This window comes from Allomuricauda sp. M10 (genome assembly GCF_020782875.1).
In the GTDB taxonomy this organism is placed as follows: Bacteria; Bacteroidota; Bacteroidia; order Flavobacteriales; family Flavobacteriaceae; genus Flagellimonas.
In genome coordinates this window covers 218,216-242,192 of sequence record NZ_JAJGBN010000004.1, presented here as the reverse complement: position 1 = coordinate 242,192, position 23,977 = coordinate 218,216, and the positions used below count along the sequence as shown (strand labels likewise).

Sequence of the window (23,977 nt, the reverse complement as noted above, 5' to 3'; positions counted from 1 at the left end):
TTTTTAAATTATTTACCAGGGATTGGAGGAGGACCATCGATCATGGCCTTATATTTTTCATCCCCTTTTCTGGTTTTGTATTCTTCTTTCACCTTGGTCACTAATTTAGGATCTTTGAATAGGTCGAACATGGTCAATCCCATGGCCTTTGCAGCGTGTACCATCCCTTTGTGACCAATGCTCATTCCACCACAGGCCACTACGGCCCAAGAGTGCCACGGAGTGTCCTTCGGTGCAACGGTTACACCCAAATTGATGTTGGGCACGTTCCAACTTACATCCCCCACATCGGTAGAACCACCACCGGGAAGATCTTCTGTTTCCTTGAATTCGTGTACTGCGCCGTCCATGCCTACTTCAGGTTTACCAGTGGCACGTTGAATGGCCTTTCCGTATTCCGTTTCTTCTTCAGTATAGGTAATGGGACCCAAAAGTTCCAAATTGTTTTGCATGATCTCGCCTCCTGCACGGTTCACCAAGGTTTCATAAATACCGGATACCAAGGAAATCTTGTAATCCACATTGGCCATAATGGCGGCACCTTCGGCCATGGCCTTCACCCTTTCGTAGGTGGGAAGCATCACTTTTCGTTTGGGATCGCGGACCCTCACCCACAAACGGGCATAATCCGGTACCACGTTAACCACCTGTCCACCATCCTGAATGTGATAATGAATTCTTGATGTGGGCATAATGTGCTCCCTATAATAGTTGATACCGGTAGTGTAAAGTTCTAAGGCATCGGCGGCACTGCGTCCGTTCCAAGGATCTGCAGAGGCATGGGCAGCCTGTCCGTAGAATTCCACAATAAAGTCAACCAAGGAAAGTCCGCTTTGTACATCGGCTTCAATTTGTGCTGATGGGTGCCAGCTAACGTTCACATCAACATCATCCCAAAGACCTGCTTCTACCATCCAGACTTTCCCGAAGAATTTCTCTTCTGCAGGTGTTCCGAAGAATTTAACGGTCCCTTTGATTTTTCCGGCTTCAATCTGTTCTTTAATGGCAATGGCGGCACCTAGACTGGCGGCACCAAACATGTTATGTCCGCAACCGTGACCCGGCGCACCAGGAATGCGTGGATCCTTGTTGGGAACAGAATTTTGCGAAAGACCTGGAAGGGCATCAAACTCTCCCAAAACACTGATCACAGGTTGCCCAGAACCATAAGTAGCAATGAATGCAGTGGGTATATTGGCCACTCCGCGGGTAACGGTCATTCCATTTTTTTCGGCATAATCGGCCAATAATTCTGCGGAAATGGATTCTTCGAACGCTGTTTCGGCCAACGCCCAAATGGAGTCGCTAATTTGAATCAGGTTTTCTTTGTGTTTTTCAACAGAGGCAACGACCTCATTTTTGTCCTTGGTCATCTTTTGGGCCGCCAAGTTGAGCGAAAGCAATCCCAAAAGCAATAGGGTTGTGGTTTTTTTCATTTTAAAGGTTTACAGTTAGTTAGAAATATGCAGGACCCCATATTCTGGAAGAAAAATCCGTGGGGCCACTGCTGGAACTAAAATTACTGAAAAAGCTTTAACCCACAGCCTCTTTGTACACTTTTAAACAGCGTTCACGGGCCATTTTATGGTCTACCATGTGGGAAGGGTAGGTAAGTTCCTGAAGTTCTGGAACCCATTGATTGATATAGTCAAGTTGCTTATCAAATTTCTCCACTTGCGTCATGGGGTTAAAGATCCTGAAATAGGGTGCTGCGTCCACACCGCTGCCTGCCGCCCATTGCCAATTTCCCACATTGCTCGCCATTTCATAGTCCAACAGTTTTTCGGCAAAATAGGCTTCTCCCCAACGCCAATCGATCAATAGGTGCTTGCAAAGAAAACTTGCCACCAACATACGCACGCGATTGTGCATATAACCTGTTTCGTTGAGCTCCCGCATTCCGGCATCTACCAGGGCATAACCAGTTTGGCCAGATTTCCATCGTTCAAATTCTTCTTCGTCGTTTCTCCATTGAATACGGTCATACTTGGGTTTAAAAGCTTTGTGTATGGTTTCAGGGAAATGCCAAAGAATCTGCATGAAGAATTCTCTCCAGATCAGTTCGTTCCAAAAAGTTTCATTCTTTTCCGCAATGGCCTTTTTTACCATCTTTCTGATGGAAACCGTTCCAAACCGAAGGTGCGGACCTAAATGGGAAGTTCCATTTTCAATGGCAGGATAATCCCTGGTTTCAGCATATTTCTTGATAAGATCCGATGAAACCAAATAATCGGGAACTTTAATTTCCGAAGTTTCAAAACCCATTTCTTCCAACGAAATTTTTGGTAATGATTTGGTTTTGAACAACTTTTTTGAAAGTAGGGGAAGGGTGTCATAATTCACCAAATGAATGGAAGGAATGAAATTTTCCTTCCATTTTTTCATGAAAGGGGTGTACACCACATAAGGGTCGCCATCATCCTTCACCACTTCATTTTTTTCAAATATGACCTGATCTTTAAAAGTCTTGAACGCTATGTTGGATTTTTCTAATAGATTCTTGATTTGCTTGTCCCGTTCTTGTGCATAAGGCTCATAATCATGGTTGGTAAAGACAGCTTTTACATCAAACGTTTGCATCAGTTTTTCAAACACGGATTTGGGTGAATCATGGAACTGTGCCAATCCACTGTCATGATCGGTGGTCAATTTTTGATGTAATCCTTGAACCGTTTCGTGAATAAAACTGACCCTGGCATCTTTTTTGGGTAACTGTTCCAAAATTTCCTTGTCGAAAATAAAAATCGGCAAAACCGGATGTTCGGAAGTTAGGGCTTGATAAAAACCCACATTGTCATCCAACCTTAAATCTCTTCTGAACCAAAAAATGGAAATGGTTTCCTTCATGAATTAATGTTTAAAGTAGAAATCCCGCCATCAACACCAATTACTTGGCCAGTGATCCAAGAATTTTCATAATCCAAGAGAAAAATGGCAGCATTCGCAATATCGGAAGCGGACCCCACTTTTTTCAGCGGATGTCGCTGTGCCATCATTTCCCTTTTCTTGTCATTATTGAGTAATCGCTCCGAAAGTGGTGTGTCAACTAAGGAAGGGGCAATAACGTTCACCCGAAGTTTTGGGGCATATTCAGCTGCCAGTGCCCTTGCAAAACCTTCAATAGCCCCTTTAGCCGATGAAACACTGGTGTGAAATGGCATACCGGTTGAAACGGCCACGGTACTGAAAAACACCATACTACCACCTTCTTCCATGTTACCTATAACGGATTTTACAGTTTTGACCAAACCGAAGAAGTTGATTTCCATTTCGTTGCGAAAAATTTCTTCGGACATAGTCTTAAATGGTTTTAGGTTGATGCTACCAGGACAATATACGAAGCCATGTATTTGATCAGGAAGATTTTTCTCCGATAGGTTTTCCGCAAGTACATCAAAAGGAATATGAGTAATATTGGTCTGTGGTAATTGACCGATAGTCCTACTGGCAACGTAAACGTGATTTTTCTCAGACAATTGAGTGGCAATCTCCAGACCAATACCGTGGGATCCACCAATGAGTAAGATATTTTTCATCATCCAATTTTCTTAAGGGTCAATTCATTTTGTGCCCCATCCAATTTGCCAAAAAGTTCAGTGAGTTTCTGTTCCCTAAATGCAAAGATTTTTTGCAATTGGTTTTTCACTAAAAAGGGATGGGTTAAGACTCCTAGTATTCCAAATGGCAATTTATAGTCGATAATATCCTCCATCTCCACGCCATTCGGAACTTCTTTCAAAAAATGTTTGTGATGCCAAAGGGCATATGGACCGAAACGTTGTTCGTCTACAAAGTATTCCCCGTCCTTCACATGGGTAATTTCGGTAACCCAGATGGTACTGAACATGGGAAAAGGTTTCACCTTATATTGAATGATCTGACCAGGATACATGTTTTTGTCAGCTCCAGAAAGAATATCGAAACCCATATGTTCCGGAGTTATGGTTTTCAGGTTTTTGGGATCCGATAAAAATTGCCACGCCTCCGATTTGGATATTGGCAATGCTTGCTTGGCATGGAGTTGATAAAGTGTCACTTGCATTTTTTTTCAAAGATATATTGTTTAATAAAAATAATAAAAGATTAAACAAAAAATATCGAATTGTACTTATCCAATGGGATATATACGAATGGTTTTTAAGGTTTTCTTAACAATTGAAGGGTTTCTTTATCTTTAGCTTTGTTCGACTAAACATTTGTAACACTATTCCTATGAAAAAAATTTCACTTTTATTATTTGTTGCGGCATTATCCTTTAGCGTGAATGCCCAAATACAGACGCCGGCTCCCAGTCCTTTTCAAAAATTGGAACAGAAAGTTGGGTTAACCGACGTGGTGGTAGAATACTCCAGGCCATCCATGCGCGGTAGGGCGGTTTTTGGAAACCTCGTACCTTTTGATGCTGTTTGGAGAACTGGTGCCAACAAGAACACAACTATTTCCTTCAGTGATGATGTGGTGGTAGAAGGCAAAGAATTGAAGGCAGGAACCTATGCGATATACACAAAACCGGGAGAAGCCGTTTGGGAAGTTATTTTTTATTCGGACACCGAAAACTGGGGAAATCCACAAGAATGGGATGCTTCTAAAGTTGCTGCCACTGTTAAGGTTGAGGCCTATCCAATGTCCGAAAACATTGAAACTTTTACCATTTCCATTGATGACCTGAACAATAACGGGGCTTCCTTGGGTATTCTTTGGGAAAAAACCTATGTGGGTGTGAAGTTTGTGGTTCCTACCGTGGACAAGACTATTAAAAGCATCACCGAGACCATGTCCAAAACCGAAGGACTTACCGCCAATGATTACTTTGCTGCTGGTTCATACTATTTCAGTGAAGGAATGAACATGGAGCAAGCCAAGGAGTGGGTAGACAAAGCCGTTGAATTGGATGGAGGTAAAGCCTACTGGATGATGCGTACCCAATCTTTGATCTATGCCAAATTGGGTGATAAAAAAGGTGCCATTGAAGCCGCTAAAAAATCTTTGGCCGCTGCTCAAGCTGCTGGCAACCAAGATTATGTAAAAATGAACCAAGACTCACTAAAAGAGTGGGCTGAAATGTAATAAGCATTCAAATACTGATTGAAAGACCCACTTTTTAAGTGGGTTTTTTTATTCTTCTACTTCAACTGGTGCATTACCCAAAAAGTTATCGAAACCTTGGGTGATAATGGCCAAAACAATCACCAATACACAGCCGAATGCGTTGAGCCATAGATAGGACATCCAGTCCAGATACCAACCAATTATAACGATGACTTGGGTAACGATGGCGGCCACAAAAACGGCATTTCCTTTTACAAATTTGAAGAAGAAAGCAAGAAGGAAAATACCCAATACGTTTCCATAGAAAATAGACCCGATGATGTTGACCAACTGTATCAAATTGTCGAACAGATTGGCCACGTTCGCTATGCAAATGGCAATAATTCCCCATAACAAAGTGAACCCCTTGGTCGCCATGAGATAGTGTTTGGGATCCTTATCTTTTTTCTGATTTCTTTTATATAGGTCAAGGGCGGTGATGGTACCCAATGCGTTCAATTCGGATGCGGTGGAGGACATGGCCGCGGATAAGATCACGGCCAACAATAATCCTATCAATCCCACGGGAAGATTGTGCAAAATAAAGTGGATGAAAACATAGTCCTTGTCATTGGTTTCCACTTTGGTATTGGCCTTTGCAATCAGTTCCTTTGCAGCCTCCCTGCTGGCCATCTCCTTTTCGTTTATTTTGATAATGTCCCGTTTGGCCTGCTCAATAGCGTTGTACTCCTTCAGTTCCAAAGCACCGGAAAAGGCATGTTGGGCAATCTGCTTTTCCATTTCGATTTTCTTATGATCCTCTTCCAGGGCCGTATATTCATTAGCATATTCGGAGGTCATTACGGCTTGGGTGGCCGCGGGATTGAAATTTAAAGGAGAAGCATTGTATTGATAGAAAACAAAGACCATGGCACCAACCAATAGGATGAAAAACTGCATCGGAATCTTAAAAATTCCATTAAAGACCAATGCCAACTGACTTTCCCTGACCGATGCCCCGGATAAATAACGTTGTACCTGGCTTTGGTCCGTGCCAAAATAGGCGAGAGCCAAAAAGAATCCGCCAGTGATACCACTCCAAAAGGTATAACGGTTATTGGTGTCGAAGGTGAAGTCAAGAATATTGAGTTTGTTATTGGCCCCAGCTATTTTCAAAGCTTTATCAAAGGAAATATCGGTAGGCAAGGCTCCAAGGATAAAGAAAAAGGCAAAGAACATGCCCAACATAATGATGAACATCTGTTGCTTCTGAGTAACGCTTACAGCTTTTGTTCCTCCGGAAACGGTATAGATGATTACTAGAATTCCGATGATGATGTTCAAAGTGCGAAGGTCCCATCCCAACACGGCTGAAAGGATGATGGACGGGGCAAATATGGTAATTCCCGCAGCAAGTCCGCGTTGTATCAGGAATAAGATTGCTGTTAGGGTGCGGGTCTTCAGATCGAAACGTCCTTCCAGCATTTCGTAAGCGGTAAAAACCTTTAATTTTTTGTAGATGGGGATAAAGACCAAACAGATGACGATCATGGCCAAGGGCAATCCAAAATAGAATTGCACAAACCCCATCCCATCGTGAAAAGCTTGGCCAGGAGTAGATAAAAAAGTAATAGCACTGGCCTGGGTAGCCATAACCGATAGACCTATGGTCCACCATTTTACATCGTTTCCACCACGAACATAATCATCAACATCCTTGCTGCCACGGGTTTTCCAAACGCCATAGGCTACTATGAACAATAGGGTACTGCCAAGAATGATCCAATCTAATAAGGCCATTAAAAATTCTAGTTATTTAGTAGCATGATGAAGTAAAAAATCAAAATATAAATGGCGTTCAAAAGGACTACTATGGTGTATTCCTTTTTCCATTCCATTTTGGTATCCATATTATCCTTTGACATTACTTTCTTTTTTTACTTCACTTTTTCCAACGGACAGCATATTCGCAAAAAGCTTATAAGCTCCGGATACACCAGCAGGGAGTTCCCTGAAAAAGCTCAATCCGGTGTAAATATAATGACCTTCTCCATATGGTGCCACCAAAAGACTTCCTTCGGTGGGTGATTCCCCTTCGTCGCCCATGGAAATCACTGGCGTAAATTCTGAACTCCAAGCCTTTGGAAAATACAATCCCCTTTCTTGTACCCATCCATCAAAATCACTTTTTTGGATGTTGTTTGGAAAATTCATCAAGGCATTCCCTGGCGCTACGATTTTTACCTCCGAGTTTTCATCGGTAACCCTATCACTGGACAGGGTTAGATCATAGGGGGCAATATTTTCAAACTGGCTGGCCCATCTTCCGGCCGTGTTGTACTGCACGATCATGGTTCCCCCATTTTTTACATACTCAAAAAGCAGGGGCTGTTTGAATTTCAAAGCTTCCACTACGTTGTACGCCCTAATTCCAACTACAACCGCATCATATTTATCCAAAGAACCTTTTTGGATGTCATTGGGGTCGATGATATGCACTTGATATCCAATTTGTTTCAAACTTTCCGGCACCATATCCCCAGCTCCCATAATATACGCAATGTGTTCTCCGGATTTTTGAATGTCCATTCGAACTGCTTTGGCTTCGGATGGCAACAAAATGGATTGTCTTGGGATATGGTCGTAATTAATTTCCACAAGTTCCTTGCCATATTTCTTGTTTCCAATGGTAATTATGGGCGAAATTTTTCCTTCACTGTCCGTATGGGGCGGTGTAACCTTAAAGGTAACCGTCACTTCTTGGCCTTTTTGTGGAATGTTGAAAGGAATACTGGACGGGGTTACAGTCCATCCAGTTGGGTGATCCAAGGCAACTGAGCCGGCCACATTATCCTTTCCGGCCCTAACCTTAACTTGTATATCTTTTGCGGCATCCGTGGCGAAGATCAGTACCTTTTCATCAATTTTTGAAGTGGCTTCAGGCAAAACGGCAAAAGGTTCATAAAGTTCCCCTTTGTCCGGTTTTGAAAATCGGTGTACCACTGGTTTATCGAAAGCCATATCAGCACCAGCAAGATTCAGTACAAATCTGGCTGAGAAGGCTGGTGGAGTTTCTGGTTTACCGATCAAACTTTGGTCGTTCACCGCGTAGGTGCCCAACGTTCCTGGTTCGTTCAACCAGTAGGGACTAGTGTAATCGGTGTTTTCCGGAACGGTAAAACTGATTTCAAAATTCTTTTCCTCGTTGTTGGCCAACGCAACATTCGGGGTCAATTTGGATGAAGCCCCAATAATATCGATTTCTTTCAAAGTGATGTTCTGTGCACTTCGGTTTATAGCCTCTATGCGGATTTTGGCGGCACTTCCCGGGGTTGTGGTACCCGATTCGGAACTGGCTTCCAAATATACCCCGGCACATTCCAAAATAAGATTTTTAAGTTCTTCGGATTTAAGGGTTTTCCAATGGTTATCTTCCACTTTTTGAAGCAATTGGTAGGCTTTCACCAAATCTGGAAGGTGTTTGGATGGATCCCTGAAATCAAAATTGTCCTGAACTTTGTACAAGATTTCTCCAACGGCCTCACCACCCTTTACTCGCGACCATGTGGTGTTGATACCCGCAAAAAGATCATTGTTGGCTGGTTTGTCGCCCTTCAAGAATTCTATGTATTCATCCGAAGAACCACGCTCCGTCATCCTTCCAAATCCTTGACAAAGGTGTTGGCTACGCGCCATGGCGGCTATTTCATTGTTGGATAAACCCAATTCGGGATAGTAGACACCAACATCCATTTTAACCAAATTGGATTTGTCCGCTTTCTCAAAATTTTCCTGACTGCCATAAAACCACCACGAAGTATTGAAAAATACTCTTTTGGGCTGCCACAGTGATGTTGATTTCAATTGCTCAGGATAGGCTGTTGCGTCATTGGCCAGATCAAAGGCTTCCATACTCAAAATGGCGGAAGAGGTATGGTGACCATGGGTAGATCCCGGTGTACGATGGTCAAAACGGTTGATGATGACATCGGGTTTTATGTTCCGAATAGCCCAAACCACATCACTCAACACTTTGTCCTTGTCCCAAATCTTCAAGGTTTCATTAGGGTGTTTGGAAAAGCCAAAGTCGTTGGCCCTGGTAAATCGTTGTTCCCCACCATCTATGTTTCTTGCAGCCAAAAGCTCTTCGGTACGTAGAACACCTAAAAGTTCCCGTAGTTCCGAACCGATCAAATTCTGTCCGCCATCACCGCGGGTCATGGACAAGTACACGGTATGGGCATGTTCCTGGTTGGATAGATAGGAAATCAGATTGGTGTTTTCGTCATCTGGGTGGGCAGCCACATAAAGGGCGGTCCCCAAAAAGTTCAACTTTTGAAGGTCGTGGTAAATTTCCGAAGTCGTTGGTTTATCAGGTTTTTGGGCGAAGGAATTAAAACTGATCAATAGGATAAACAGAAAATGGACCCAAAAGTGCTTCATGGTTGGTTCTTTAGTGGTTGAACCAAATATAGAAAGATAAAAATTAGGGTTTCGGCAATTTAGAACAGTTTTAACATGGCGCATACATTGCAAATAAAGGGGTTACGGATCACAACTCTCCGTTAAAGTTAGATCATAGTTTTTATATCGTAACGAAATAGGAAAAATAACAATCCCGCTTAACTTTTTGTTATGCAAGCTAAAAGCGTAGTTTTGCAAAAAAATTGAAGCATTAAAGTGATGGGAATGCAGCAGATAGAACTGATGGCACCGGCAGGCAACTTTGAATCGTTGCAAGCAGCTTTGGACAATGGGGCGGATTCTGTTTATTTTGGAGTGGAGCAGTTGAACATGAGGGCAAGGGCATCCATAAATTTTACGTTGGATGATCTTCCGGAAATATCCAAAAGATGCAAGGAAAAAGGGGTGAGGACCTACCTCACATTGAACACCATCATTTACGATCACGATCTTTCCATCGTAAAAACCTTGCTAAAAAAAGCAAAGGAGGCCGATCTTACGGCTATTATTGCCATGGATCAGGCGGTAATTGCTTCTGCCAGGGAACTGGGATTGGAAGTGCATATTTCAACCCAAATCAATGTCACCAACATAGAGACGGTGAAGTTTTATGCCCTTTTTGCCGATACGATGGTGTTGAGCAGGGAGTTGAGTTTGAGACAAGTAAAGAAAATTACCGATCAAATTGAAAAGGAGCAGATAAAGGGTCCATCAGGTCGATTGATAGAAATTGAGATTTTTGGTCACGGGGCCTTGTGTATGGCGGTTTCGGGGAAGTGCTATATGAGCCTTCATTCCTATAACTCTTCGGCCAATAGAGGAGCCTGCAAGCAGAACTGCAGAAAAAAATATACCGTCATCGACCAGGAGACCGGTTTTGAAATGGAACTCGATAACGAGTACATCATGTCGCCCAAAGACCTTTGTACTATCGATTTTTTGGATCAAGTGGCCGATGCTGGCATCAAAGTATTGAAAATCGAAGGTAGGGGCAGGGCACCCGAATATGTGGCCAAAGTCATTGGTTGTTACCGACAAGCCATTGATAGTTTGTACAATGGTACTTACGACAAGGAAAAGGTCATCACTTGGATGCAGGAATTGGAAAAAGTGTACAACCGCGGTTTTTGGAGTGGATACTATCTGGGACAGAAATTAGGGGAGTGGAGTAAAATTCCTGGTTCTTCGGCTACCCAGAAAAAAGTCTACATCGGAAAAGGAGCCCATTTCTTCCCCAAGACCAATATTGGGGAATTCAGTATTGAGGCGTATGATATTTCCATAGGTGATACTATTCTGATTACTGGCCCTACCACGGGAGCCAAAGAAATGAAGGTGACCCAAATGTTGGTGAATGATGCTCAAATCTCCACAGGAAAAAAGGGCGACTCTGTTACCATTCCTTTGGAATTCAGGATCAGGGCTTCCGATAAATTGTACAAAATCGTTGAAAATAAGGTAGAGGCCTAATGGTTGTAGTGACCTTGCAGCGCGAAAAGTGTATCGGGTGCAATTACTGTGTGGAAATGGCGCCGGAACAGTTTGCCATGTCCAAAAAAGATGGAAAATCTGTGCTGTTGCATTCCCAGAACAAGAAGGGGTTTCACACCATCAAATCGCACGACGATGATATTTTTGACAACTGTGAGCAGGCGGCAAAAGCCTGTCCGGTAAAGATTATTTCGGTAAAAAGTATTTGATCAAAGGTTCATCAATGTCTCGTAAACCAAATGGGTGGGTAAACCAACAACATTGGAATAGGAACCTTGGATTTCTTCAATTCCGATCATCCCGATCCATTCCTGAATGCCATAGGCACCCGCTTTGTCAAAGGGTTCAAATTCCTCAATGTAGTAGTTGATTTCATCATCGGTGAACTCTTTGAATTTCACCTTGGTAACAGCACTGTCGGTTTTTTGGAAGTCCTTCGAAGTAAAACATACCGAAGTGATCACTTCATGCCAGTCCCCTGATAATGTCCGTAGCATATTAAAGGCTTCTTCTTCATCGGCCGCCTTCGCCAAGGAGACACCATTGTGCCAAACCACGGTATCCGAAGTGATGACAACCTCGTTGGGTTTTAACTCTGCTTTAAAAGGTTCTGCTTTCAATTGGGCTAAATAGTCTGATATTTCTTTGCCTTGAAGGTGTTCGGGATAAACTTCTTCCACAGATTTGGTCCGAACTTCAAATTCGAGCCCTAATTCTTCCAAGAACATTTTGCGTCTTGGGGATCCCGATCCCAGAATGATTTTGATTTCCATTAGTTTTTCCTTTAGCGGATTCTTAGTCATTCTTGGCGCTAAAATTATCGTTCCAATGCCCTCGAACTTTTAAAACCTGTTCTATAATGTCCCTTACACAGCCATCACCTCCATTTTTATGGGAAACATAATCCGAAATGGCCTTCACCTCTGGCACTGCATTTTGAGGGGAAGTAGCCAGGGCCACCATTTTCATTGGTGGGATATCCGGTAGGTCATCGCCCATATACACAACACATTGTGGGTCAATGCTATAAACATCCAGATACTCTTTCATAGGCTCTTCCTTATGATGGGCACCCATGTAAAAATCGGTAACCCCCAAACCTTTAAGGCGTTCCTTCACCCCAGGGTTGGTGCCACCGGTAATGATGCAGACGTTATATCCTTTTTGAATGGCCGTTTTAACCGCATAACCATCCTTCACGCTCATTTTTCGAAGCAATTCCCCATCAGAGGTAATCAGTACAGAGCCGTCGGTAAAAACACCGTCCACATCAAAAACAAAGGTGGTGATGTTGTTCAAAAGCTCTTTATAGTTTTTCTTCATAAACTTCTTTTATGGCATCGCTCAACAGTTGATACAGAGCGATGTGTTTTTCATTTTTCAACAGTTTCAGGTGGTTTTGCATGCTCAACCGATCCTTCCGTCTCGCAGGACCCGTTTGGGCATCACGCGGGGCAAAGGTCTGCACCTTTTCTGCAGTTTCCAAAATCAAAGGTTTCAAAAGATCAAAAGACAAACCTTCTTCAACGCAAATTTCTTTACCAACGCCGTACAGGTAATTGGTGAAGTTGCTCACAAAAACTGCAGCAAGATGTAACTTTTTTCGCTGTTCGGAATCAATTTCCTGTACGTTATCAGAAATGGAATTTGCCAGTTCCTTGAGTACTTGAAGCGATGATTCCTCTTTAGCTTCTATACAGATGGGAATATTCTTGAAATTGAGCTCCCTACCTTTGGTAAAGGATTGCAAAGGGTAGAAAACCCCTTTGTTTTCAGGAATAAGAACATCCATGTCCGTAGCCCCAGATGTGTGTGCCACAACACCCGGTTTGTTGGCCAAACATTTGGAAACTTGTGCAATGGCATCGTCCTTAACTGCAATCAGGTAAATGTTGGCATCAAAAACATCATTAAAATCATTGGAGACGGCAGTATGATGGGAAAACCAGGCCAAGTCGTTCAAATTCCTGCCAACCACCTGCACAATTTTTGCCCTATCCGATTTGGATATGGCAGCGAACAAATGTCTGGCAAGGTTTCCGGTACCCAGGAGCACAACGTTGAGCATGCCCAAAACTACAAATTTAGGACTGATGCATCATCTATATAATTAACATTATTTATTGGGCCAAAAACAACAAAATGGTAAAAAGGCCTTATTTTTGCCAGCCGTAAGCATACCGAATTTCCATGATCGATATCCTAAAAAAGACCCTATTTTCCACAAGACTTATGGCCGTTCTATTTTTGGTTTTTGCAGCAGCAATGGCCATAGGTACCTTTGTGGAAAGCTGGTACAGCACCGAAACTGCCCGAATCTATATCTACAACACGACTTGGTTTGAGGCCATCATGGTCTTTTTTGTCATCAACTTTATCGGCAACATCTATCGCTATCAACTTTTGAATTGGAAGAAATGGGCCATTTTGGTACTGCACTTATCTTGGATATTGATCATTGTTGGCGCTTTTGTAACCCGTTATATCAGTTTTGAGGGAATGATGCCTATTCGTGAAGGCGCTACCGAGAACATATTCTATTCGGATAAAACGTATCTGACGGCCTATGTGGATGGTGAAATTAATGGGGAGACCAAACGCCGTATTCTAGAAGATAAAATTTTGGCGACCCCGGAAGGTAAAAAAACAAGCTTGCCATGGAAATCCGATTTTAACGGGCAACCGTTCACCATTTCTTATGTTGATTTTATCCGAGGAGCAGAGAAGGGATTGATTCCCGATGAAAATGGGACAGAATACCTTCAGATTGTGGAGGCCGGAAACGGACAACGCCATGAACATTATTTGGAAAACGGTAAAATTGCCAGTATACACAATGTACTTTTTTCTCTGAACAATGAAACGGCTGGCGCGATCAACATTTTTTATACGGAAGAAGGGGGTTACCAGTTAAAACCACCTTTTGAGGGCCATTTCATGCGAATGGCCGACCAGCTTCAGGGATCCGTAGTGCAGGATAGTCTTCAAACCCTGCAACTACGTTCGCTCTATAACATGGCCGGAATGCAGTTTGTGATCCCGGAACCTATCGTGAAAGGCACTTATGGTATCGTAAAGGTTCCAGATGAAGAAATTACCAAGGTAACGCAGGATGCGTTGGTGGTTTCCATTGCAACCAATGGGGAATCCAAAGAAGTGAAATTGCTGGGAGGCAAGGGCACAACCAACTTCTCGGATAAGATCAATGTGGGTGGATTGGATTTTGCATTGAGTTATGGCTCAAAAATCTATGAACTGCCTTTTTCTATTGAACTCAACGATTTTATTGCTGAAAAATATCCGGGTACCGAGGCAGGTTACGCTTCTTTTATGAGTAGAATAACGGTTCATGATGAGCGACCTTTCGACTATGATATTTATATGAACCACGTGTTGGACCATCAAGGATACCGATTTTTTCAGTCCAGTTTTGATCAGGACGAAAAAGGAACCGTTCTTTCTGTAAACCACGACGCTTGGGGTACATGGATTACCTATACTGGGTATTTCTTGCTCTATATTGGTTTGATGGGCATCATGTTCTTCGGGGATACCCGATTTAAAGATCTTCAGCAAATGTTGGAAAAAATCAAGGCCAAGAAAGCAGCTTTGACCATAGCTTTTTTAATGCTGACTTTAACCGGAGTACATGCTCAAGAATCCACAGATGAACATGGGCATTCCTCAATGCCGACCCAAGCCCAGATTGATTCCGTACTGAAGGCCACAACCGTTGCCAAGGAACATGCTGAAAAGTTTGGAGCCTTGGTCATCCAAGATGGTGCCGGTAGAATGAAACCTATTCACACCTTTTCATCAGAATTATTGAGAAAACTAAGTGGCAAGGACAAGTTTAATGAAATGTCTGCCGATCAGGTCTTCCTTTCCATGATGTTGAATCCTGGGGTTTGGTATACTGTGGATTTGATTGAAGTGGGCAAATGGCAAAACGATAGCATCCGAAAAGTAATTGGCGTTCCGTCAGGTACTAAATATGTAAAAGCCACCGACTTTTTTGATGAAAAAGGAGCTTACAAACTTCGTTCCTATCTGGAAAAAGCCACCGCTACCACCAATCCATCCAATTTTGAAAAGGACATTAAAAAAGTAGGGGAAAGGTTAAGCTTGTTAGATATGGCCCTGAGCGGAAATATGGTAAAAATATTCCCTTTGTTGAACGATGAGAACAACAAATGGGTTTCCACTGTGGATTATCGTGGAGGGAATTATGTGGTGCAGGATTCCCTGTATTCCAACTTTATCCGCAATGCCATTCCGTTTTATTTGAATTCATTGCAACAGTCGATTGTTTCTGGGGATTACTCCCAACCGGACCGAATGTTGGAAGCTTTCAAACAGAACCAAAAAAATCACGGTGAAGAAGTTTTGCCATCCGATAACAAGATCAAAACAGAGATCATCTACAACAAACTGGATCTCTTCAACCGATTGTACAAATATTATGCAATGGTGGGGGTGATCCTGTTCTTGGTGCTCATGATCCAAATTTTCAAGGAACGAAAAATTTTAAATGCTTTCGCATATCTTTTAAAAGGAACGATTATTCTGTTTTTCATTTGGCATACCATTGGTTTGGTGTTGCGTTGGTACATTTCGGGTCACGCTCCATGGAGCGATGCTTATGAAAGTATTCTATATGTTTCTTGGGCTACTATGGGTATTGGTTTGGCTTTGGGAAGAAAAAGTGAACTGACCATTGCAGCCAGTGCGTTTGTGACTTCCATGTTGCTGTGGATTGCCCACCAAAGTTGGGTAGATCCTGCCATTGCCAACCTGCAACCGGTTCTTGATAGTTATTGGTTGATGATTCACGTAGCGGTCATTGTGGGTAGCTACGGTCCGTTCACCGTGGGAATGATCTTGGGAGTAGTTTCCTTGCTATTGATGGTGTTAACGACCGAAAAGAACAAAAAGCGCATGGACTTGAACATCAAAGAGCTTACGGTAATCAACGAATTGGCGTTGACAGCCGGCTTGGTCATGTTGACCATCGGTAACTTTTTGGGTGGTCAATGGGCAAATGAAAGCTGGGGTCGTTACTGGGGCTGGGATCCAAAGGAAACCTGGGCCTTGATTTCCATCATGGTGTATGCCTTTGTGCTGCACATGCGTCTTGTTCCAGGATTAAGGGGCAAGTGGAGCTATAATTTTGCAAGTGTCTTGGCTTTTTCCAGTATTATGATGACCTATTTTGGGGTGAACTTCTATTTGGTAGGGCTGCATAGCTATGCCAGCGGCGACCAAGTGATCACACCAAGTTTTGTTTGGTTTACGGTGTTAGGGGTCTTTATTTTGGGAGCTATCAGCTATTGGAGATATAAAGTGCACTACGCCAAATAAATAAGATTTTTCTTTTCTCTTTAAAAAAAAGTTGCATCTTTGCTTCATCATGAAGTTATAAGAATTATGTACGCTATAGATGTCACCTTTGGCTTTACGCCAAAAAAGTAACCGGAATTCTTTTCGGACTTGTTGACATTCACACACATTTCTCACGCATAATTCTTTTAAAATGACAGATCACAATACACTTTCATTCAAAAAATTGATTCAATATTTCTGGATTGCCGTATCCGGAAAAGAAACTGAATTCACCACAGGAAGCATCCGAAAGGCCATTTTCATGCTCTCCATTCCCATGATCTTGGAAATGCTCATGGAATCCATTTTTGCTTTGGTGGACATTGCTTACGTGTCCAAGGTCAGCGTTAATGCCGTAGCCACAATTGGTCTAACCGAATCAGTAATCACCTTGGTGTATGCCTTGGCCATTGGGTTGAGTATGGCAGCAACAGCTGTGGTTGCCCGTAGAATTGGTGAGAAGGACGTACAAGGAGCCAAGGTCGCGGCAGTTCAAGCCATTAGTCTTGGAGTGCTGATTTCAGTGATCATAGGTATCGTTGGAATTCTTTTCGCCAAGGAAATTTTGGCCTTGATGGGAGGGGAGCCTGATCTCATAGAAGAAGGTTTTGGCTATACCAAATTCATGATCGGGGGCAATATTACAGTGGTTCTCCTTTTCTTGATCAATGCCATTTTCCGTGGGGCGGGAAACGCCTCCATTGCCATGTGGGCCTTGGTTTTGTCCAACGGACTCAACATCATTTTGGATCCCATGTTCATTTTCGGATTTGGTCCAATCCCGGAATACGGGGTAATGGGAGCTGCCATTGCTACCAATATTGGTCGAGGTTCGGCTGTTCTTTTCCAGTTGGGGATATTGTTTTTCGGTTGGGGTAAGATCAAACTGGCATTGTCGGACTTGGTCCTGAATTTCAAGGTCATGGTAAATTTGATCAAGGTTTCACTCGGTGGTATCGCCCAATTTTTGATCGGTACCTCCAGCTGGATTTTTTTGATGCGGATCATGTCCGAGTTCGGTAGCGAAATTTTGGCAGGCTATACCATCGCCATACGAGTGATGATGTTCACCTTGATGCCATCTTGGGGCATGAGCAATGCAGCAGCTACTTTGGTAGGACAGAATTTGGGAGCAAAGCAACCCGATAGGGCAGAAATATCCGTCTGGAAAACAGGTAAATACAATGCCATTTTCATGGGAACTGTCTCTTTGGTCTATCTCATTTTTGCCAAACAGATCATCTCATGGTTCAATACCACACCAGATGTGGTGAAAAATGGGTCACTTTGTTTGCAGGTGATTGCTGCTGGATACATCTTTTATGCTTACGGGATGGTGGTGAGCCAAGCCTTTAATGGTGCAGGAGACACCAAGACACCTACCAAGATCAATTTGATCTCCTTCTGGATGTTCCAACTACCGCTGGCCTATATAGCCGCATTGGTTTTGGAGTGGGGTGCCATGGGTGTTTTTTTGGCCATTACTTTGGCTGAAGTGGTCCTTGCCATCTTAGCTATTGTTTGGTTCAAAAAAGGAAACTGGAAGCAAGTACAAGTATGATGGGTTTCGTATCTTTAACCTAAAGATCGACCATCATGAATTCAAACAAGAAAGGCATCAATACTATTTGTACCCACGTTGGGGAGTTGGAGGATACAGTCTACAAAGGGGCAACTTCCCCATTGTATATGAGTACTTCCTACCAATTCGGTGAAGTGGATATAAAACGGTACCCGCGATATTACAATACCCCGAACCAAGAGGCACTCTGTAAAAAATTGGCGGCCTTGGAACATGCCGAGGCCGCTTTGATTTTTGGTAGCGGTATGGCAGCCATCAGTACGGCTCTCATGAGTTTTTTACAAGCAGGAGACCATGTGGTGTTACAGCAGACCATTTATGGGGGAACCTATCATTTTGCGGTGACCCAGTTTCCAAAGTTTGGCATCACCTATTCCTTTACCGATGGTTGGGATCCCACGGATTTTGAAAACGAGATCAAGCCCAATACCAAGTTGATCTATATGGAAACGCCTTCCAATCCGTTGCTGACCATCACCGATATTAAAGGTGTCTGTGAGTTGGCAAAGAGCAAGGGCATCGTTACCATGATTGATAATACGTTCGCAAGTCCCATTAACCAAACTCCAATAGATCTTGGGGTGGATGTGGTATTGCACAGTGCTACCAAGTATATGGGTGGACATTCAGATATCTGTGCCGGAGTGGTAACCGCATCCAAGGAAAATATGGAAAAAGTGTTCCAAACGGGAATTTGTTTTGGTGGAAGTTTGAGCGATTATACGGTTTGGCTTTTGGAACGTAGTATGAAGACCATGGCCTTACGGGTGAGGGCCCAAAACGAAAATGCCATGAAAATGGCCGAGTACCTGAGCCAGAATGAAGATGTGGATGCAGTTTATTATCCAGGTTTGGAAACCCATCCCGAACATGAACTGGCCAAGTCACAAATGAAAGGTTTTGGTGGTATGTTGTCCTTTGAACTGCCCAATGTGGACCATACGCTTTTCTACAAACATTTAAGGTTGGTAAAACCGGTCATGAGTTTGGCAGGGGTAGAAAGTACCATGACCTCGCCTGTATTAACTTCCCACGCATTGATGAGTCCAGAGGATAGGGCCAAACAAGGCATCAAGGATTCACTGATCCGTTTTTCGTTGGGAATAGAAGAAACAGAAGACATCATCGCGGATATTGAACAGGCCATTGCCAAGGTAAAGGCATTAACGGTCACCGCATAAGTAGCTTATGAAATTAGATATTTTAGTATTCGGGGCACACCCTGATGACGCAGAGCTTGGAGCCGGGGCAACCATTGCCAAGGAAGTTTCCAAAGGAAAGAAAGTAGGAATCGTGGATTTGACCCGTGGGGAACTGGGAACCCGGGGATCAGCTGAAATTAGGGACTCCGAAGCCTCAGCTGCAGCCAAAATCTTGGGTATTTCGGTAAGGGAGAACATGGAGTTTGCCGATGGTTTTTTTGTGAACGACAAGGAACATCAGTTGGAACTTATCAAAATGATCAGGCTTTATCGACCTGAAATTGTGTTGTGCAATGCGGTGGATGATAGGCACATTGACCATGGAAAAGGAAGTAAGTTGGTAAGTGACGCTTGTTTTTTGAGCGGTTTGGTCAAAATCGATACTAAAATGGATGGCGATGATGAATGGCAGGAAGTATGGAGACCCAAAGTGGTCTATCACTATATCCAATGGAAAAACCTGGAACCAGATTTTGTTGTTGATGTATCTGGATTTATAGACACAAAGGTGGATGCGATAAAGGCTTACGGTTCACAGTTTTATGACCCAAACAGTGATGAGCCCGAAACTCCGATCAGCAGTAAGAATTTCATCGACAGTGTTATTTACCGTGCCAGGGATTTAGGAAGGTTGGTAGGAGTGGAATATGCCGAAGGCTTTACCGTGGAACGATTCCCAGCAGTAGATAGCTTAAGTGATCTTATTTGATCAACTCGCCTTTTGGTACCGTTTTTCAGCTTTGGGAACGGTGAAGAAGAAAGTGGTTCCTTTGCGTGTGATACTCTCCACCCAAATTTCACCATTGTTTTTCAAGACCATTTCCTTACATAAGGATAGCCCAAGTCCGGTACCTTTTTCATTATTGGTTCCATAAGTGGTCACATTGGAAGAGTTCGTAAAGATTTTCTTTTGGATTTCCTCACTCATCCCAACACCGGTATCACGTACAGAAATTTGCCACATATCTTTTTTCTCTTCGGCCTCAACAGTGATCAAGCCATTTTCAGGCGTAAATTTAATGGCATTACTCAACAGGTTTCTCACCACAATGTCAATTTGGTTTTGATCGGCCCAGATCAGAGGATTTTCAGGCAACTGATTGATGAGTTTGATGGATTTGCTATTGGCCAATTCGGATAGCAATTGAAAATTGTTGGATACGATTTTGTCCAAAGAAATACGTCTTGGTTTGGTAACCACTCCGTTCATCTGGTTTTGACCCCACGATAATAAGTTGTTCAGCGTGAACGAAATATTGTCCACATCCGACTTCAATTTAGGAATAAAGGACAAAAACTCGTCCTTACTGATTTCACCGTCAGTAAAAAGTTTTAAAAGTCCTTGCAAGGCACCGATAGGTCCTCTAAGGTCATGACCGATAATGGAGAACAGCTTGGTTTTGGTCTTGTTGATTTCGTGCAGTTCGGTTTCCCGTTCGGCAACGGCCAAGGATTTTTCCTTAAGCTCCTTGTTCAGTTTTTTCTGGATGCCTTCACTTCGCCTGATTACAAAAGTGATGATGCTGAGAATCAACAGAATGATAACAGAGAAATAAATATAGTTACGCTGTTTGGCAAGGGCTATTTGATTGGACTCTATCAATTCCTGTTTTTCCTGCTCATAATGCAACTTCGTCTCCAACAAGGAAAGGCTTTGCTTGTTTTTATCACGGGAGAGGGAGTCGGAAAGTTTTTTGAATTCTTCTAGATAAGCCAATGCATTGGCATCGTTCCCGCTTTTTTTGTTCAATTTATACAAGGTTTCGGAACAGTCTATCTGTCCTTGCAATGATTTTATTTTGGTGGATAGCCCTAATCCTTCCATTGCATATGCCATGGATAAGCTATCTTTTCCGATACCGAGATATACCTTGGCCATACCGTTCATCAACTGGATCTTGATCCGGTCATCCTCTATCTGATTTTTGAAGAGCATGTTGCTCTGGTCATACCAATAAAGGGCCCATTGGTATTTTTGTTGCTCCAGATAAATATCCCCCTTAACCTCATAGGCATAGGCCAACCAATCAATGATTTTATGTTTTTCAAAGGTATTGATGCTTCGGTTGATGTTGAACATGGCATTTTTAAAGTCCTTGGCATCTTTATACAGGGCGGCCATGTTACTTTGTGTCTCCGCATCGATGACCTCATTGCCCAAACGACGGTTTATTTTTTGTACCGTATCGTAAAACATCAAAGCATTCTTAAAGTCCTTTTGATCGGCATACAAGCTGGCAATGTTCTCATTTAGAACGGAAAGCATTTGTTGCATATTGATCTTGCGGGCAAGGTCAATTCCTTTAAGGTTCAGACTGAGGGCCTCTGCATAATTGCCTTCAAAGCTATAGTTTTGAGCCAGGGTATTGATGATGGTGATCTCAGATTCTATATCTTCTGTTTCCTTGGCCAATTGAAGTGCTTCTTGAAACAAAGGCATGGATTTTTTTCGATCCCCCTTGTTGTAATAATAACCGGCGAGGGCATCCAATCCTTTTACTTTGCCATAATCGTAATCAATGGCATTACTGTATTCGAGCACTCGGCCCGCAATGGAATAGAGACTGTCACTGTCCAAATAACGGTAGGATTTTGCCAGTCGGATCAATAGATTGATGTGGGTAGTGTCCTTGGGATTGAACCGATCGGTTATCTCCAAACGTTGCAATCGGAAAGCTAGACTATCCCTTTTGCTGGATTGTGCGGACAAAGATGATGTTGTAAGCATCAAACAAATGCACACGACCAATAAAAGGAGTAGGTTTTTGGATTGAGACATGAAGTTTTTTTCCGACAACAACAGGCAAAATTAATTTGATGTAAAAATAACTTTAGGTTGCTATCAAGGGAATAAATTGTTGTGAAATGTCAAAAATAGTGTGTTTGGTCTAAAAAAACGTGCATTTCATCGGTGATTTATACCAAAAAGGGAAGGGTAGTACTTTTGACGGTAAAATTCTAAAGTATAACCAATTGTAAGTAGGTAGAAATTTTTAATCATCGGAATTGTAAAAATATTTTGGTTGAATCAATCCAAAAAAGTATTTTTGCGTCCGCTTTAAATGGTGGTTGTAGCTCAGTTGGTTAGAGCGCTGGATTGTGGTTCCAGAGGTCGCCGGTTCGAACCCGGTCTTCCACCCTTAAGTAAACAAAACCCAAGCTGTACGGCTTGGGTTTCTTATTTCACTAAAACAAAAAAGCCCTTATAAAATAAGGGCTTACTATTTTGTAATCGCTAAGATTTATTTAGAGGCCTTGTCCACCACCAAGCGATGGTCCAGGTTGGCAATTTCCCAAGCCGTGTAAAAAATCAAACGGGCACGGTTTTCCATCAAATCATAATTGATTTTATCTGGTGTGTCACTCGGACGATGATAATCCGCATGGGTACCGTTAAAATAAAAGATGATCGGAATGTTGTTCTTGGCAAAGTTGTAGTGATCACTTCTATAGTAAAACCTGTTAGGGTCGTTTTCGTCATTATAGGTGTAATCAAACTCAATGTTGGTGTATTTTTTATTGATATCCTCAGAAAGATTGTGCAGTTCGGTGCTCAACTTATCGGATCCAATTAAATACAGGTAATTTCTTGCTCCCTTATAATTGGGGTCGATCCTTCCGATCATATCAATATTGAGGTCCACAACGGTTTCTGATAGGGGAACAATAGGATCCACATCGGTATAATACATGGAACCCAATAATCCTTTTTCCTCCCCGGTAACGTGCAAGAATATAATGGAACGTTTAGGTCCATGACCTGCATCGGCCGCTTTTTTGAACGCTTGGGCAATTTCCAAAACGGAAACGGTACCCGAACCGTCATCGTCCGCACCATTGTTGATTTCCCCATTTCCAGTGATGCCAATATGATCCAAGTGGGATGAAATGATCACATATTCATCCGGCTTTTCTGTACCCTTGATGATGGCAGCTACGTTCTCCGAGCTTAATTTTTCGTTACCGCTGGTAACATTAAGTTCAAGTTTCACGGGTACAGAACTGGTTTTGGTTGCTTCTGTAATATCACTTTTGATGGCTTTGGCGGCTTTTTCATCCAAAACGAACAACATATTGTCACTATGCTTGGCAGCCAACTCCATTCTGCCGCCTTCGTTGTTTTTCATATAATTGAAATACCCCTTGTATCTGGCAAAATTCTGATCATCCAAGTACAAAATGCCTTTAGCGCCTTTTTCAATGGCCAATTCGGATTTTTTACCCATTCCTTCGGACATATTGCCCCAAGCGGATTTCTCGGAAGAACCGGAAATCACATAAGTGCCATCTGCATTCATGGGCTCCCCGGATTTGATGAGCACCAATTTTCCGTCCACATCCAATCCGTTGTAGTCGGAATAATCACCTTCTTCCACACCGTATCCAACAAAAGCAACTTCTGAATAGGAACCTTCCGCTGAGGAAAAAGTAACGATATCATCTCCCAATGGGAAAGAGGTGCCATTAATGGTTACACTTCCTTCAGGAACTTTGGATACTTCCAAAGGAACTTCCTGAAAATAGTCGCCATTGCTTTGTGCAGCTGCAATGCCATGGGAGGTATAGAACGCCTTTAGGTATTCAACGGCTTTTTTCTGACCAGGCTTTCCGGTTTCCCTACCTTCAAATTCATCGGAGGCATAGGTATATAGGTATTCTTTAAGGTCTGCTTGGGTAATGGATTCTGCATAGGGTACAGGATCTGCCGCTACTGTGGTCTTTGGCGCTTCCGAAACGGTTTTTAGCGTTGGGTTACATGCCATTACAAGACCTAGGGCTAGTAGGGATACTTTTTTCATGTATGGATTGTTTTCAAAATTTCCCAAAA

At 42.7% G+C, this 23,977-nt stretch carries 18 protein-coding genes and 1 tRNA gene; 8 read left to right on the top strand and 11 right to left on the bottom strand.

Annotated elements, in window-relative coordinates; genetic code table 11:
* Window positions 1–8: 8 nt before the first annotated feature.
* The 4 genes from LKX84_RS12280 to LKX84_RS12265 form a co-directional block, all read right to left on the bottom strand.
* Entirely contained in the window at window positions 9–1,436 is a 1,428-nt protein-coding gene (locus LKX84_RS12280; RefSeq protein WP_228237458.1) for an amidohydrolase, read from the bottom strand.
* A gap of 97 nt (window positions 1,437–1,533) precedes the next feature.
* Window positions 1,534–2,847: a cryptochrome/photolyase family protein gene (locus LKX84_RS12275; protein WP_228237457.1), complete on the bottom strand. Its 1,314-nt coding sequence runs from the start codon at window positions 2,845–2,847 to the stop codon at window positions 1,534–1,536.
* Window positions 2,844–3,539: an SDR family NAD(P)-dependent oxidoreductase gene (locus LKX84_RS12270; protein WP_228237456.1), complete on the bottom strand. Its 696-nt coding sequence runs from the start codon at window positions 3,537–3,539 to the stop codon at window positions 2,844–2,846. The genes LKX84_RS12275 and LKX84_RS12270 overlap by 4 nt, the downstream gene beginning before the upstream one ends.
* Window positions 3,536–4,036, bottom strand: a complete 501-nt coding sequence (locus tag LKX84_RS12265; protein WP_228237595.1) for an SRPBCC family protein — start codon at window positions 4,034–4,036, stop codon at window positions 3,536–3,538. The genes LKX84_RS12270 and LKX84_RS12265 overlap by 4 nt, the downstream gene beginning before the upstream one ends.
* Before the next feature lie 176 nt (window positions 4,037–4,212).
* On the opposite strand from LKX84_RS12265, the gene LKX84_RS12260 reads away from it, so the two are divergent.
* Window positions 4,213–5,067 carry a DUF2911 domain-containing protein gene (locus tag LKX84_RS12260; protein ID WP_228237455.1) on the top strand — a complete coding sequence of 285 codons (855 nt, stop codon included), beginning with the start codon at window positions 4,213–4,215 and terminating at the stop codon, window positions 5,065–5,067.
* A gap of 48 nt (window positions 5,068–5,115) precedes the next feature.
* Here the strand turns inward: LKX84_RS12260 and LKX84_RS12255 are convergent, their stop codons facing one another.
* On the bottom strand, window positions 5,116–6,828 hold the full coding sequence (locus tag LKX84_RS12255) for a sodium:solute symporter (RefSeq protein WP_228237454.1): 1,713 nt from the start codon (window positions 6,826–6,828) through the stop codon (window positions 5,116–5,118).
* Between the two features lie 111 nt (window positions 6,829–6,939).
* Window positions 6,940–9,471 (bottom strand): PIG-L family deacetylase, encoded by a 2,532-nt coding sequence (locus tag LKX84_RS12250; RefSeq protein ID WP_228237453.1) that lies wholly within the window; start codon window positions 9,469–9,471, stop codon window positions 6,940–6,942.
* A gap of 246 nt (window positions 9,472–9,717) precedes the next feature.
* On the opposite strand from LKX84_RS12250, the gene LKX84_RS12245 reads away from it, so the two are divergent.
* Window positions 9,718–10,962, top strand: a complete 1,245-nt coding sequence (locus LKX84_RS12245; protein ID WP_228237452.1) for a peptidase U32 family protein — start codon at window positions 9,718–9,720, stop codon at window positions 10,960–10,962.
* A complete protein-coding gene (locus LKX84_RS12240) occupies window positions 10,962–11,192 on the top strand; it encodes a ferredoxin (RefSeq protein WP_163633756.1) in 231 nt (76 codons plus the stop codon). Before LKX84_RS12245 ends, LKX84_RS12240 begins: the two co-directional genes overlap by 1 nt.
* Here the strand turns inward: LKX84_RS12240 and LKX84_RS12235 are convergent, their stop codons facing one another.
* Genes LKX84_RS12235 through LKX84_RS12225 form a run of 3 tightly spaced genes read right to left on the bottom strand, consistent with a single transcriptional unit; the run spans window position 11,193 to window position 13,051 of the window.
* Window positions 11,193–11,756 carry a Maf-like protein gene (locus LKX84_RS12235; RefSeq protein ID WP_228237451.1) on the bottom strand — a complete coding sequence of 188 codons (564 nt, stop codon included), beginning with the start codon at window positions 11,754–11,756 and terminating at the stop codon, window positions 11,193–11,195.
* 22 nt (window positions 11,757–11,778) lie between these two features.
* Window positions 11,779–12,306: a KdsC family phosphatase gene (locus LKX84_RS12230; protein ID WP_228237450.1), complete on the bottom strand. Its 528-nt coding sequence runs from the start codon at window positions 12,304–12,306 to the stop codon at window positions 11,779–11,781.
* Complete coding sequence (locus LKX84_RS12225) at window positions 12,290–13,051, bottom strand: Rossmann-like and DUF2520 domain-containing protein (RefSeq protein ID WP_228237449.1); 762 nt, start codon at window positions 13,049–13,051, stop codon at window positions 12,290–12,292. Before LKX84_RS12225 ends, LKX84_RS12230 begins: the two co-directional genes overlap by 17 nt.
* 122 nt (window positions 13,052–13,173) lie before the next feature.
* Here LKX84_RS12225 and ccsA point away from each other — a divergent pair, with 122 nt between their 5' ends.
* The 4 genes from ccsA to bshB1 all read left to right on the top strand — a co-directional run bounded on the left by ccsA (window position 13,174) and on the right by bshB1 (window position 19,858).
* Entirely contained in the window at window positions 13,174–16,344 is a 3,171-nt protein-coding gene (ccsA, locus tag LKX84_RS12220) for a cytochrome c biogenesis protein (RefSeq protein WP_228237448.1), read from the top strand.
* A gap of 172 nt (window positions 16,345–16,516) precedes the next feature.
* The gene (locus LKX84_RS12215; protein ID WP_228237447.1) at window positions 16,517–17,926 is read left to right on the top strand and encodes an MATE family efflux transporter; all 1,410 of its coding nucleotides are present in this window, start codon (window positions 16,517–16,519) and stop codon (window positions 17,924–17,926) included.
* Window positions 17,927–17,961: 35 nt separating this feature from the next.
* Window positions 17,962–19,128: a trans-sulfuration enzyme family protein gene (locus LKX84_RS12210; RefSeq protein WP_228237446.1), complete on the top strand. Its 1,167-nt coding sequence runs from the start codon at window positions 17,962–17,964 to the stop codon at window positions 19,126–19,128.
* Window positions 19,129–19,135: 7 nt separating this feature from the next.
* Window positions 19,136–19,858 (top strand): bacillithiol biosynthesis deacetylase BshB1, encoded by a 723-nt coding sequence (bshB1, locus tag LKX84_RS12205; protein WP_228237445.1) that lies wholly within the window; start codon window positions 19,136–19,138, stop codon window positions 19,856–19,858.
* Here bshB1 and LKX84_RS12200 read toward each other — a convergent pair whose 3' ends face one another.
* Window positions 19,859–21,928 carry an ATP-binding protein gene (locus LKX84_RS12200; RefSeq protein WP_228237444.1) on the bottom strand — a complete coding sequence of 690 codons (2,070 nt, stop codon included), beginning with the start codon at window positions 21,926–21,928 and terminating at the stop codon, window positions 19,859–19,861.
* A gap of 285 nt (window positions 21,929–22,213) precedes the next feature.
* Between LKX84_RS12200 and LKX84_RS12195 the strand changes: the two genes are divergently transcribed.
* Window positions 22,214–22,289 (top strand) — tRNA-His (locus LKX84_RS12195).
* Window positions 22,290–22,391: 102 nt separating this feature from the next.
* On the opposite strand, the gene LKX84_RS12190 is transcribed toward LKX84_RS12195, so the two are convergent.
* Window positions 22,392–23,948: a M28 family peptidase gene (locus LKX84_RS12190; protein WP_228237443.1), complete on the bottom strand. Its 1,557-nt coding sequence runs from the start codon at window positions 23,946–23,948 to the stop codon at window positions 22,392–22,394.
* Between the last annotated feature and the right edge of the window lie 29 nt (window positions 23,949–23,977).

What these genes read in the sequence shown, in the direction of transcription:
- LKX84_RS12270 (WP_228237456.1), bottom strand. Translation starts at nt 3,539, where the DNA reads ATGATGAAAAATATCTTACTCATTGGTGGATCCCACGGTATTGGTCTG.
- ccsA (WP_228237448.1), top strand. Translation starts at nt 13,174, where the DNA reads ATGATCGATATCCTAAAAAAGACCCTATTTTCCACAAGACTTATGGCC.
- LKX84_RS12280 (WP_228237458.1), bottom strand. Translation starts at nt 1,436, where the DNA reads ATGAAAAAAACCACAACCCTATTGCTTTTGGGATTGCTTTCGCTCAAC.
- LKX84_RS12230 (WP_228237450.1), bottom strand. Translation starts at nt 12,306, where the DNA reads ATGAAGAAAAACTATAAAGAGCTTTTGAACAACATCACCACCTTTGTT.
- LKX84_RS12210 (WP_228237446.1), top strand. Translation starts at nt 17,962, where the DNA reads ATGAATTCAAACAAGAAAGGCATCAATACTATTTGTACCCACGTTGGG.
- LKX84_RS12250 (WP_228237453.1), bottom strand. Translation starts at nt 9,471, where the DNA reads ATGAAGCACTTTTGGGTCCATTTTCTGTTTATCCTATTGATCAGTTTT.
- LKX84_RS12225 (WP_228237449.1), bottom strand. Translation starts at nt 13,051, where the DNA reads ATGCTCAACGTTGTGCTCCTGGGTACCGGAAACCTTGCCAGACATTTG.
- LKX84_RS12240 (WP_163633756.1), top strand. Translation starts at nt 10,962, where the DNA reads ATGGTTGTAGTGACCTTGCAGCGCGAAAAGTGTATCGGGTGCAATTAC.
- LKX84_RS12190 (WP_228237443.1), bottom strand. Translation starts at nt 23,948, where the DNA reads ATGAAAAAAGTATCCCTACTAGCCCTAGGTCTTGTAATGGCATGTAAC.
- LKX84_RS12235 (WP_228237451.1), bottom strand. Translation starts at nt 11,756, where the DNA reads ATGGAAATCAAAATCATTCTGGGATCGGGATCCCCAAGACGCAAAATG.
- LKX84_RS12260 (WP_228237455.1), top strand. Translation starts at nt 4,213, where the DNA reads ATGAAAAAAATTTCACTTTTATTATTTGTTGCGGCATTATCCTTTAGC.
- LKX84_RS12215 (WP_228237447.1), top strand. Translation starts at nt 16,517, where the DNA reads ATGACAGATCACAATACACTTTCATTCAAAAAATTGATTCAATATTTC.
- LKX84_RS12275 (WP_228237457.1), bottom strand. Translation starts at nt 2,847, where the DNA reads ATGAAGGAAACCATTTCCATTTTTTGGTTCAGAAGAGATTTAAGGTTG.
- LKX84_RS12200 (WP_228237444.1), bottom strand. Translation starts at nt 21,928, where the DNA reads ATGTCTCAATCCAAAAACCTACTCCTTTTATTGGTCGTGTGCATTTGT.
- bshB1 (WP_228237445.1), top strand. Translation starts at nt 19,136, where the DNA reads ATGAAATTAGATATTTTAGTATTCGGGGCACACCCTGATGACGCAGAG.
- LKX84_RS12245 (WP_228237452.1), top strand. Translation starts at nt 9,718, where the DNA reads ATGCAGCAGATAGAACTGATGGCACCGGCAGGCAACTTTGAATCGTTG.
- LKX84_RS12255 (WP_228237454.1), bottom strand. Translation starts at nt 6,828, where the DNA reads ATGGCCTTATTAGATTGGATCATTCTTGGCAGTACCCTATTGTTCATA.